The organism is Bacillus mycoides, assembly GCF_001757995.1.
GTDB lineage: Bacteria > Bacillota > Bacilli > Bacillales > Bacillaceae_G > Bacillus_A > Bacillus_A mycoides_B.
This window is the reverse complement of sequence record NZ_LXLV01000025.1, coordinates 161,384-173,081: the sequence shown is the minus strand read 5'-3', so window position 1 is coordinate 173,081 and position 11,698 is coordinate 161,384. Positions and strand designations below refer to the sequence as shown.

General features: G+C 34.0%; 10 protein-coding genes and 2 other annotated features. Of the genes, 3 read left to right on the top strand and 7 right to left on the bottom strand.

Annotated features, from left to right (window positions below; genetic code table 11):
- Positions 1 to 66 precede the first annotated feature (66 nt).
- From BWGOE10_RS10630 to BWGOE10_RS10615, 4 genes are all read right to left on the bottom strand, one after another.
- A complete protein-coding gene (locus tag BWGOE10_RS10630) occupies positions 67 to 765 on the bottom strand; it encodes an aspartate/glutamate racemase family protein (protein ID WP_070142369.1) in 699 nt (232 codons plus the stop codon).
- A gap of 151 nt (positions 766 to 916) precedes the next feature.
- A complete protein-coding gene (locus BWGOE10_RS10625; RefSeq protein ID WP_070142367.1) occupies positions 917 to 2,116 on the bottom strand; it encodes an iron-containing alcohol dehydrogenase in 1,200 nt (399 codons plus the stop codon).
- Positions 2,117 to 2,487: 371 nt separating this feature from the next.
- Positions 2,488 to 3,927 carry a GntP family permease gene (locus BWGOE10_RS10620; protein WP_070142365.1) on the bottom strand — a complete coding sequence of 480 codons (1,440 nt, stop codon included), beginning with the start codon at positions 3,925 to 3,927 and terminating at the stop codon, positions 2,488 to 2,490.
- A 217-nt stretch (positions 3,928 to 4,144) separates the two neighbouring features.
- Positions 4,145 to 4,810, bottom strand: coding sequence for an HAD family hydrolase (locus BWGOE10_RS10615; RefSeq protein ID WP_070142363.1), 666 nt, complete (start codon positions 4,808 to 4,810; stop codon positions 4,145 to 4,147).
- Positions 4,811 to 5,001: 191 nt separating this feature from the next.
- Between BWGOE10_RS10615 and BWGOE10_RS10610 the strand changes: the two genes are divergently transcribed.
- Both BWGOE10_RS10610 and BWGOE10_RS10605 read left to right on the top strand, forming a co-directional pair.
- Positions 5,002 to 5,799 (top strand): lipid II flippase family protein, encoded by a 798-nt coding sequence (locus BWGOE10_RS10610; protein WP_002189473.1) that lies wholly within the window; start codon positions 5,002 to 5,004, stop codon positions 5,797 to 5,799.
- A 33-nt stretch (positions 5,800 to 5,832) separates the two neighbouring features.
- Positions 5,833 to 6,408 (top strand): nucleotidyltransferase family protein, encoded by a 576-nt coding sequence (locus BWGOE10_RS10605; RefSeq protein WP_070142361.1) that lies wholly within the window; start codon positions 5,833 to 5,835, stop codon positions 6,406 to 6,408.
- Positions 6,409 to 6,447: 39 nt separating this feature from the next.
- On the opposite strand, the gene BWGOE10_RS10600 is transcribed toward BWGOE10_RS10605, so the two are convergent.
- From BWGOE10_RS10600 to aspS, 3 genes are all read right to left on the bottom strand, one after another.
- Complete coding sequence (locus tag BWGOE10_RS10600; RefSeq protein WP_070142359.1) at positions 6,448 to 7,362, bottom strand: alpha/beta fold hydrolase; 915 nt, start codon at positions 7,360 to 7,362, stop codon at positions 6,448 to 6,450.
- A 36-nt stretch (positions 7,363 to 7,398) separates the two neighbouring features.
- Positions 7,399 to 8,739, bottom strand: a complete 1,341-nt coding sequence (locus tag BWGOE10_RS10595) for a sodium-dependent transporter (protein WP_070142357.1) — start codon at positions 8,737 to 8,739, stop codon at positions 7,399 to 7,401.
- A 115-nt stretch (positions 8,740 to 8,854) separates the two neighbouring features.
- Positions 8,855 to 9,103 (bottom strand) — a binding site (T-box leader).
- A 168-nt stretch (positions 9,104 to 9,271) separates the two neighbouring features.
- On the bottom strand, positions 9,272 to 10,570 hold the full coding sequence (gene aspS / locus BWGOE10_RS10590; RefSeq protein WP_070142355.1) for an aspartate--tRNA(Asn) ligase: 1,299 nt from the start codon (positions 10,568 to 10,570) through the stop codon (positions 9,272 to 9,274).
- A gap of 105 nt (positions 10,571 to 10,675) precedes the next feature.
- Positions 10,676 to 10,888 (bottom strand) — a binding site (T-box leader).
- A gap of 254 nt (positions 10,889 to 11,142) precedes the next feature.
- On the opposite strand from aspS, the gene BWGOE10_RS10585 reads away from it, so the two are divergent.
- Positions 11,143 to 11,622, top strand: coding sequence for a hypothetical protein (locus tag BWGOE10_RS10585; RefSeq protein ID WP_070142353.1), 480 nt, complete (start codon positions 11,143 to 11,145; stop codon positions 11,620 to 11,622).
- Positions 11,623 to 11,698: the final 76 nt, after the last annotated feature.

Here is an 11,698-nt window from a genome sequence, read left to right as displayed (position 1 = left end):
ACTTACATTATAAAATATTTTCTGAATGTTTTCCACACATACGCGATTGTTGTTTACATAATAAAATTATACTCTATATTCTAAGGCGATATTTACAGCTTCAATCGCGTGTATGTGTGCTGTATCAAATAAAGGAACTACTGAATCTTCCTGTTTTACTAATAGTCCTATTTCCGTACACCCTAATATTATGCCTTTTGCTCCTCTTTGCGCCAAATCTTCCATTACATTTTCAAAATACTTCCTTGATTGTGGGTTTATTTTTCCTAAACATAATTCGTTATATATTATTTTATTTATTCTCTCTCTATCTTCTTCTATTGGTACAATTACTTTTATATCATTTTCTTCTATACGTAATTTATAGAAATCCTCTTCCATCGTGTATTTTGTCCCAAGTAGACCAACTGATTGAATCCCCTGTTGTTTTATTTCCTTCGCTGTTGCATCAGCAATATGTAATATTGGAATACTGATTCTATTTTTTATATGCTTAATAACTTTATGCATTGTATTTGTACAAATTATTATAAAAGCAGCACCACCCTTCTCCAAAGAAGAAGCTGCATTTCCTAATACTTCTCCCGCTTTATCCCAATCCCCTTCAGATTGATATCGCTCAATTTCTTCAAAGTCAACACTGTAAAGCAGACATTTCGCTGAATGTAATCCACCCAATCTCATTTTTACTTCTTCATTTATCATTTTGTAATACTCAGTAGATGACTCCCAGCTCATTCCGCCAATAAGACCTATTAATTTCATATATTCTCCTTCAAAATAATATTTTAAAACGTGTAATTCATACTGTAATTTATACACAATAAATAATGTTCTACTGAAATATAATTAATAGTTTTATAACCATTTATATTAAAAGTTACTTTTCATTTCCACGGAAATAATTAACGAATATTCAGAAAACTCCTCTTGTAGTAACCTCATATTTATAATCAAAGCATTTTCGATAGAGCTCTTTTATTTCATCATAAGATGGAACTCGTGGATTGTTACTTGGACTCCCACTTCCGATAGCATCTTTCGCCATTTTAGAAATCGCATTTTCAAATTCAACTTCATCAATTCCGTATTCTCTTAAATTAGGGATACAAAGATCAAAACAAAGTTTCTTAATTTCAGCAATGGTATAATTCGCTACTTCTTCATCAGAATGGGAATACAAATCTTTGTTTAAGCTACGTCCTACTTCCGCTAACCTTTTTACTGCACTCATTTTTGTAAACTCTAAAACTGTAGGTAATAGTATTGCATTCGATATTCCATGTGGTACATGGAATATTGCTCCCACTGGACGGGACATACCATGAACTAATGTAACAGATGCATTTGAAAAAGCTATCCCCGCTTGTAATGAAGCAATCATCATTGCTTCCCTTGCTTCCATATTATCTCCATCTTCATATGCGATACGTAAATATTTCATAATACTTTCAATAGCTGAAAGAGCAAGAACATCTGTAAGAGGTTGTGAAACTTTAGAAATATAAGCTTCAATTGCATGACATAATGCATCTACTCCCGTTGCTGCAGTAATATGAGATGGTACCGAACTTGTAAAAATCGGGTCTATTATCGCAACATGAGGGGTAAAGCTTGGATGTTTTATCATCATTTTCACATCTGTTTTTTTATTCGTAATTACTGCTACACTTGTTACTTCCGATCCAGTACCAGAAGTTGTTGGGATTGCGATTAGCGGTAGTGGATTGTATTCTATTTCTATATCCTTTTGGACGTAATCTTCAATTTCTCCACCATTTGTATATAACACTGCTACTGCTTTCGCAGCATCAATACAACTTCCTCCGCCAATACCTATGATAAAATCGCATTTTCCTTCTTTACAAATAGATAACGCTTCTAATACGTGTAAATTTGTAGGCTCAGTATTTACTTCATTGTACGTAATAACAGTAATCCCTTTCGCATTTAAGTGATCCACACATCTTTCAACATAACCCAACTTCTCCATAATTGTATCACTTACAATAAAAGCCCTTTTCCCTAATTTTCTTGATTGATCCCCTAGTTTTTCAAACGAATTTCTCCCATATAATACAGACTTCGGCATACGAAACTCAGCAACTTCTTGCAAGTATTCCACCCCTTCTATCCATAATAAATATTTGCAACTACTCAGCCATACATTTCATTTAGAAGTTTGATAAAGAGTATTATTCCAGCTAAAATAAGCCCCTTATTAACTCTAGAAAGTTATTTTCATTTTTCAGCATATAGATTGCTGCCATGAAGATAAAAATGGACCTACACCTTGCTATCTTCTTTGTTTTAAAACTTTGCGCTTGGCAGGAAAACGCCCTGACCGCTCCTATACATAGCCAGGTCCTCTCTCGACCAACTAAAAAACTTTTCTGCCGTTTTTTCATAGAGTGACTGAGTAGTTACAATAAATATTTTATTATATAAAATATCAATCTGATAAATCTTTTCTTTTCGTATCTAGTATTAATAGATTCCTGTTAAAGTATAGAACGCGATGACCGCAAATACAGCAACCGTTTTCAAAATTGTAATAGCAAATATATCTTTATATGACTGTTTATGTGTTAAACCTGTTACCGTTAGAATAGTAATAATTGCACCATTATGTGGTAATGTATCCATCCCGCCTGATGCCATTGATACAATGCGGTGCATAACTTCTAACGGAATATCATATTGATTGGCCGCTGCAATAAATTTATCTCCCATCGCACTTAAAACAATCCCCATTCCGCCTGATGCTGACCCTGTAATTCCAGCTAAAATATTCGTCGTTACTGCCCCATTCACTAATGGATTCGTGAAAGTTGCAGAGATGCTATCTCTCATAATTGCAAATCCTGGAAGTGCCGCAATAACACCACCAAATCCAAACTCCGCACCTGTATTCATTGTTGCAAGTAGCGCTCCACCAATACTTGTATTCAATCCAGCTTGAAATCCAGTTACTACTCGTTTCCAATATAATAAAAGCGTTGATAAAATCCCTATAATAAGTGCCAATTCTACAGACCAAATCCCAACTACCGCACTTAATTCAACTTTTCCAAATGCTTTCATACCAATAGCTGAGAAATCAAAGCCATTCGGATACCACTTTGGTATCATGATTGTGAAAACTTTATTCATTACACCTACTAAAATAAGTGGTACAAACGCAATTACTTGCTGTACTCTTGTAATTTCAATACTGCTTAATATTGGCATATCTTTTTGTTCTAATTGCAAAGATGCTGCCATTTCAGAATTTCCATCGTTAAACCCAAAATACCCTTCTCCTGCTGCTTTTGCCTTCTTACGTCTACTCTCTAAATATAGTAAACCTAACGTTAAAACAAAGATTGCTCCTAAAATACCTAGTATCGGTGCTGCATAAATATCCGTTTTAAAAAATGTTGTAGGTATTACGTTTTGAATTTGTGGCGATCCAGGAAGCGCATCCATTGTAAATGTTGCTGCTCCAAGAACGATTGTGCCAGGGATTAAACGCTTCGGAATATCCGCTTGTCGAAACAACTTAGCCGCAAACGGAAATATAGCGAACACCACTACATACACACTAACACCGCTATACGTTAAAATAGCTCCCATTAAAACGATTGCTAAAATTGTACGTTTTTCCCCAACTAACTCTACAATCGTCTTTGCGATGGAATCAGCGATTCCTGACATTTCTACTACTTTCCCAAATATTGCTCCAAGTAAAAACACAGGGAAATATAATTTAATAAATCCTACCATTTTCTCCATAAAAATATTTGAAAAGAAAGGTAATACAAAACTAGGCTCTGTCAAAAATACCGCAAATAATGCAAAAATCGGTGCGAATAATATTACAGAAAATCCTTTATATGCTACAAACATGAGTAAACTAAGTGCTAATAAAATAATAACTAGCTCCAATAATAACCCTCCTTTTAAACTGAAAATTCAATCTTTTGATAACGAACTTTTACTCGTATTTCGAACCCTTTTATTTCATGACATTCCTCCTCTTTTTATTACAAATTTTTCATGCTAAAAATGTCTAATTATAAATATTCGATTACATATGTAAAATCCCTTTAAACAAAAACGATTTCATCGTCATATGTTATAAAGGGATTTCTAGGTTCTATTTCTATAGTTTTATCGTACTATTCTCTATACAAAAGCTTTGTAACTCTTCGACATCTTTCACTATATGAATCGCCCTAGCATCACTCAATTCATTCTCATTACCATATCCATACAATACACCTATTGAAGCAATTCCGTTACTGCTCGCACCGATTACGTCATGCTTTCTATCACCAATCATCACAATTTCTTCTTTTTGAAGTTCTTCATTTGTTTGTAAAATATGAGCAATTATTTCTTCCTTTTTTATTCTTGTCCCATCTAAATTACTCCCAACAATCTCTTCAAAAAAAGATGTTAACTGAAAGTGCTCTATTACTTGTTTCGCAAATACAGTAGGTTTTGAAGTTGCTACAAACAAACGATTGCCAGCATCCTTTAATTCTTGCAATAGGGCTCCAATTCCATCGTATACTTTATTCTCTAATAAACCACTTTGCTTTAAATATTCCCGAAAGTAAAACACCGCTCGTTCTACTTCTATTTCATTCATATTATATCTATCTGCAAAAGATTGTTGAATTGGTGGACCGATAAATGAATCTAACTCACTTATATTCACTTCTTCAATCCCCATTTTTTCTAACACGTATAGAACAGCATTGATTATCCCTTCTTTCGGATCAGTTAATGTTCCATCTAAATCAAATAGAAATGTTGTATACATATTTAATTCCCCCACTGATTTTATATGTACCCCATTAAGGCCATTCTCCTACTTACCCCTTTACTATACTATCACCATCTAACTTTTCAGAAAATTACTTTTTCTAACCCTTATACTTTCAGTTACAAAATCACAAAAGATATGATAAAGTGAAAAAGTTATACTTAATTTAATAGAAACTGGTGAATCACATGTCAATTACGTTAATTTTTATAATGGCTTTCACAATTGTTATCCACGCAGTTGAAACTAGCTCTTATAGTATTCGATTAGCTGGTGTCCGTTTAAAAAAGATTGTCGTTGCCTTATCCATCGTAGGAATGGTACTACTTATTTCAAGAACATCTAACTTACTACAAGCTTTTTTAATTGGTGGTATTGTCGATGAAGCAAAGCTAGATTCTTCTATTGATTTAGAGCATATTATACGGCTCGTTCTATTATCTGCTTCTGTCGGTACATTGCTCGCGATTATACTCTATCCAACTTTGACAAAGCTATTTGGATATGTCATTCAAAACTTTGAAACAGATGGTTCTTTCATTCGAATGATGAAGACGAATAACATTCAAAAATTAAAGTACACAAAAAAATATGTACGCTTTCCAAAGTTTGAGATGATTCATCGAATGCGTATTGGCGGAATTCCGAAGCGAATTATGCTTATTAATATGTTTGCCACTGCCATTTATACAGCTGGTGTTCTTTCCGCACTATATGCTTCTTTTTTAAATCCGACTTATGCAACAAAGGCTACTACAGCTTCTGGTCTTGTTAATGGTTTTGCTACTATTTTATTAACAGTTTTACTAGATCCACGTATCGCTCTTTTAACAGAACGGGCTCTTCAATCAGAAGAAGGTGCTGAAGCAATGAGTAAGATGTATGGTTGGCTCATGATTTCTAGACTTCTCGGTACATTATTAGCGCAACTATTATTCATACCAGGTGCTTACTGGATTACATGGATTATTAAGCTTATGAATTAATTCACTCTCTAAAAAAAGTAGGTGTACTATCAAATGACTATTAAAACAGAACAAGATATTATCCAAGTGATACAAAACGATCAGTGGATGATGAATGTATTGCAAATTGCAAGATCACTAGAGCTGCCTGATTGGTGGATTTGCGCCGGTTTTGTTCGTTCTAAAATTTGGGATACTTTACATAACTACGAAATTAGAACGGATACACCCGATGTTGATGTCATTTATTATGATCCATTACATAAAGATGAGGCATACGAACAATCGTTAGAGAAAAAACTGACCAATATGGATACTACTATCCCTTGGTCAGTAAAAAATCAAGCTCGCATGCATGTAGTGAACAAAATGCCACCTTACTCTTCTTCTGTTGATGCTATTTCTAAATTTCCTGAAACAGCAACCGCCCTTGGTGTTACATTAGACGAGAAAAACAATGTCATATTAACATCCCCGTGCGGAATAGAAGATGTACTTTCATTACAAGTGAAACCTACGCCTCATTTTCTTGAAACGAAAGAACGGATACATATGTACAAAAATAGAGTTAATAAAAAGAATTGGCAAAGCAAATGGGCTAACATTACAATCACTTATCCCGAAATTTAAAAAGGGTGCTTCTCATTATTAGAAGCACCCTTTCTTTTTTTATTTCAAAAAATGAATGACTGTTTCAGCGAATCGATCTGCTTCTTCATAATGTGGCGTATGACCACTTTCTTCAAATATGATGCACTTACCATTTTGAGCATCTCGATTAAACGTTCCAATTTGCTTTTCACACGTTACTACATCATATTTCCCTACAATTAATAACATTGGATTGTTTACTTCCTTTATTTTTGATAATAATGACGTATGACATGCCCCTTCTGCTTTTAATCTATCAAAATGGATTTTGGAACGATTCGAAAATTGTTCCCACTCTTCGTCACTATATAAGCTATCGTCTGTCTCATCTTCCTTATAATTGTAAATTTCCATTCTTTTTTCATCTAATTCATCACTTAACCTTATATATGATTCTAGCAACTCTTCCGAATTAGCACTACTAGATGAATAAGCTAGGCACTCTTCTGCTGCTACTTCTTTTCCATACTTTTTTAATAAACTCCCTGTCTTTTTTAATAGCGCCCTACTTGTTAATGCAAAATCGAAAGTCGGTCCTTCAAATATTATTCTTTCTATTGAATTTGGATACGCCCTTGCATATAACAATGCTAAATATCCACCGAAAGAATGTCCAATTACAGACCATTTCTCAATTCTTAATACTTTTCTTAGTTCCTCACAGTCTTCAATTAGATCATTTAGTCCAAAAGGTTCTTCTTCGGTAATTACTTCTGAACGACAAACCCCTCTTTGATCTATCATAATTACATATAAGGAATTTTTTAATCGTTCCGCTTGATGAAATGAAAAATCATAGCAACTCTCTCCTGGTCCACCGTGCAAATATAATACTGGTTTATTTTTAGGATTTCCATGTGTTTCAACGTATAGCTTTTTCCCTCTAATGTTCATGTATTTCCCCACTTCAATCAAATTCGTCTTTATAATCATCACCTTCTTTTTTACTGAATATTATAACATTTAAACTTAAATAATCCCTATTACATTTAAAAAGACGATGACTATTGCAAGTGGAGCTATAAATCGAAGTAAAAATACCCAGATAGTAAACACTTTCTTTCCGTAATTTCCACCTACAAAAAATTCTGCTTCTAGCACTTTCTTCTCCATTTTAAACGATACGAAAATACTGATAAACAATGCTCCAAGTGGCATTAATATATTACTAGATAAGAAGTCTACTGCATCAAAAATATTCTTCCCAAAAATCGTAATATCACTCCATACTCCAAATGATAACGCAGATGGTATACCTACTAGGAAAATGCAGAAACCGATGATCCATGATAGTTTATTTCTTCTTTCTTGTTCACCATTTGCTAATGCTGACACGACCGTCTCTAGTAGAGAAAATGCCGATGTTAATGTCGCAAATGTAAATAGCGCAAGAAATACCGTTAAGAAAACTCCACCGAATGGAATTTGACTAAATACTGATGGTAATACGATAAATAGTAATCCAGGTCCTTCAGTTGGCTCCATTCCTAATGAAAATACTGCTGGGAAAATAGCAAGACCTGCGAATAAAGAAACGAATAAATTCAATCCGACAATCGTAACTGCTGATTTTGGTAAACTTTCTTTTTTATTTAAATACGAACTATACGTAACCATAATTGAAATTCCGATACTAATCGCAAAGAATGATTGCCCCATTGCGAACAAAATACTTTCTGAAGTAATCTTCGAGAAATCTGGTTGTAAGAAAAACTTCACACCTTCCATCGCATTATCCAGTGTTAATGAACGAATAATAAGAGCGACAAATAAAACGAACAATGCTGGTAGCATATATTTACTTGCTTTTTCAATTCCATTTTGTACACCTTTTGATACAACCCATATCGTAATGAACATAAAAGCGAAATGTCCCATAATAGCCCAAGCGGGATTTCCAATTGTTTCAGTAAATAACAAACCGTAATTTTGTCCCGGAGTAATAAGTTGTCCAGTTACTCCTCTGAATAAATAAATTAATACCCATCCACCTACAACACTATAAAACGAAAGTAATATAAAACAAGTTCCAACGCCAAGACGTCCAATCCAGTGCCATCCTGTATTTGGTGCGATACTTTTAAATGCTCCGACTGCTTGTTTCTGTGTACTGCGTCCAATCATAAATTCAGCTATAAGTAGCGGTAGTCCAATTAATACAGTAAATAATATAAAGATTAAAAAGAATGCTCCTCCTCCGCTCTTCCCAGCGATATAAGGAAATTTCCATATTGCGCCAAGTCCAATTGCTGATCCTGCTGCAGCCATTATAAATCCTAATTTCGAAGTCCATTGCTCCGTCTGTTTCATCCTATTTTCCTCCAATTAAAATCATTTTATATTAATAAATAAATATTATTGATCAATCTGAATAAAACCTCCATTTCTTCCTATATAATAAAAAATGGCCTAGCGTCTCTTTATATAAAGAGACGCTAAGCCATTTACTTAACGCGGTACCACCCTTATTGATTCCATTATGAATCCACCTTAGTAGTAATCGTTTGATTACTAACCTAATATCGAAGGTTAACCGTTAAGATTTACTAAGAATGTGATTCCGTTCCACCTTACTGCTCCTAGGCGAGTTCAGGATGTCATTTGACTATGTCGCACCAACCCATAGCTCTCTGTACAAATACATGACCTTACTACTCCTATTCAACACATTTTAATATTTAGAATATATTTTCTTTTGAAATTAATATGAAGTATATCGGTTATATTTGTAACTGTCAAGGGATATATTATTTTTTTGTCGAAAAGGATTTTTATAAACTTTCAATGTAAAAATGAAAGAACAGTAAAAAAGCATCTTCGCGATAATCGCGAAGGTGCTTTTTTATGGTATAAGACGTGTACAATCTCTCGGAAAAGCACTCGCCTCTCGTACGTTTGTTAATTCTAAAAGTTTATATACAACCCTTTCTAATCCTATCCCAAAACCACCATGTGGTGGACAACCGTATCGGAATGTATTTAAATAAGATTGAAATTTCTCTGGATGCAATCCTTTTTCTTTAAACGATGCAAGTAACATGTCATAGTTATGAATTCGCTGTGCCCCTGACGTAATCTCTAGCCCTTTATACAATAAGTCAAAAGAATCAGTAATAACTGAGTTCTCTTTATTTGGCATCGTATACATTGGTCTCGCTTCTTTCGGATAATGTGTAATGAATACAAATTCACTATAATATGTTTCTTTCACATATTTCCCTAGTAACTTTTCACCTTCTGTATCTAAATCCCCAATCGGTGATTCTTTACGATACTTACTTTTCAAGATCTCTTGTGCTTCTGACAATGTGATTTTCAGTATTTCAGTAATGACAGGTACTTCTATTTGTAATAGTTGTAGTTCTTTCTCGCATGTTTCTCCTACTTGTTGAAACATATATCGTAAAACATCCGTTTCTAATTGCATCACTTCATGAAAATCATGAATAAATCCAAGTTCTACGTCTAACGATATATATTCATTTAAATGTCGTGAAGAGTTATGATGTTCAGCCCGGTACACAGGAGCAATTTCAAAAACACGTTCGAGTCCTCCTGCTACCATCATTTGTTTATAAAATTGTGGTGATTGAGCTAAATACGCTTCTTTTTGGAAATATGGAAGCTTAAAAACATTTGCTCCTCCTTCTGCCCCTTGCGAGACAATTTTCGGAGTAAATACACGTGTGAAATCGTTCTCTATTAGAAATTCACTAAAGCTTTGAACGAGTGTAGATTTCACTTTAAAAATCGCAGCGATTCGCTCATGTCTTAATGATAATACCCGCTCATTCAACAGTTGATCTAAACCAACTTGTAACTTCTTTTTATTTATTTCAAATGGAAGTGGTTCTGCACCATTTAATACTTTCACTTCACGCGCAAGTACTTCAATACCTAATTCTGTTTTCGTTGTCTCTACTATTTCACCAATTACTTCGACGACACTTTCAACATCTACTTTGTATCCAGCTAACTCGTTTTCTAATACACATTGAATAACTCCCGTTCGGTCCCGTAATAATAAAAAACTAACATTACCTAGATGACGAATCTTTTTTACCCACCCTTGTAGTAATACAATCTTTCCGCTATGCTCCGTACATTCTCGTGTGAGTGAACGCTTCATTATTTGATCCATTATATTTCCCTCCAATAATTTTATATTTATTTACATTATTGTTGTCATCGTCATCATCCACGGTCACTCACCTCCTTTCAAAGAATACAAAAATCCGCCCCTAAAAATAGGGACGGATTTTTTCCGCGGTACCACCCAAATTGTCACAATGACCATCTCAGTCCTGATAACGGTAGGTACCGTTTGCTTTTACTAATAATCACGTTCAAAGCAACACTCACAGGCGTCTTTCCATCATGCGGTATCGCAATCTTCCCAGCAACCGATTGCTCTCTGTAGACCCATGCATCATGTACTTTTCCTAATCATCACTTTTTATATTTACAGAGTATTCTATCTCTTTATTTTATAAAACGCAAGCCTTTTTAGGAAAATATTGCGATTTCTCACTAAACAGGCCCCTTCTAAAGGTATGTAATATGAACATTGAACTCTATACAATTATCATTTGACAGCTTAGAAATATTTTATCCTTCTCAAATTCTTTCAATCGAACTTGTTTTTCCATTTTATTACATAAATTACACGTTTCCCACGCATATTATTATTAAAGTTTTATCGGAGGTGTACATATGAAAAAAGCAATTAGTTTCTTTCTCCTTTTGTTTTGCCTTATTGTTGTAAATGAAACATATGCCTATTCACCAAAATCTTTACCAATCTCTCAAAACTCTGATCAATGGCAAGTGAATATTGATGAAGTAAAAAGAACGAGTAAAAAATTGTTGCAACCCAAAAAAGGTGTATTTCAAACATATCATTTCTCTGTAAAAAATCTCGGGAAAAGTGAAGTGTATAATGTACAAGTTGAAGTTTTTCGGAATGAACCACATACGAAAACAAAATATGAACTCTTTTCCCTAAAAGAAAGTCGTCTAGCGGGCGGAAAAACTGGATTTGAACACGCTAATTTTTCAGTTTCTACAAAATCGGATAAGATTGACGTGATCATTACGTGGCAAGAACATCCTTTCCTCTCCATGAGAAACGGTCAAAAATTTGAATCTAGAAAATTTAAAGAGCATTTTGTTTTTAAAGAAACAAAAAAGTAAATGGCATGAGAATATATTCACACTATCATTGATATAGCTTAATTTACTAGTACCAGTTCTTATGTAAATTAAAAAG

Bases quoted from the DNA above. Each gene is read 5' to 3' on its own strand.
- BWGOE10_RS10630 (WP_070142369.1), bottom strand. From the start codon at position 765: ATGAAATTAATAGGTCTTATTGGCGGAATGAGCTGGGAGTCATCTACT.
- BWGOE10_RS10600 (WP_070142359.1), bottom strand. From the start codon at position 7,362: ATGATTATAAAGACGAATTTGATTGAAGTGGGGAAATACATGAACATT.
- BWGOE10_RS10585 (WP_070142353.1), top strand. From the start codon at position 11,143: ATGAAAAAAGCAATTAGTTTCTTTCTCCTTTTGTTTTGCCTTATTGTT.
- BWGOE10_RS10615 (WP_070142363.1), bottom strand. From the start codon at position 4,810: ATGTATACAACATTTCTATTTGATTTAGATGGAACATTAACTGATCCG.
- BWGOE10_RS10595 (WP_070142357.1), bottom strand. From the start codon at position 8,739: ATGAAACAGACGGAGCAATGGACTTCGAAATTAGGATTTATAATGGCT.
- BWGOE10_RS10605 (WP_070142361.1), top strand. From the start codon at position 5,833: ATGACTATTAAAACAGAACAAGATATTATCCAAGTGATACAAAACGAT.
- aspS (WP_070142355.1), bottom strand. From the start codon at position 10,570: ATGGATCAAATAATGAAGCGTTCACTCACACGAGAATGTACGGAGCAT.
- BWGOE10_RS10610 (WP_002189473.1), top strand. From the start codon at position 5,002: ATGTCAATTACGTTAATTTTTATAATGGCTTTCACAATTGTTATCCAC.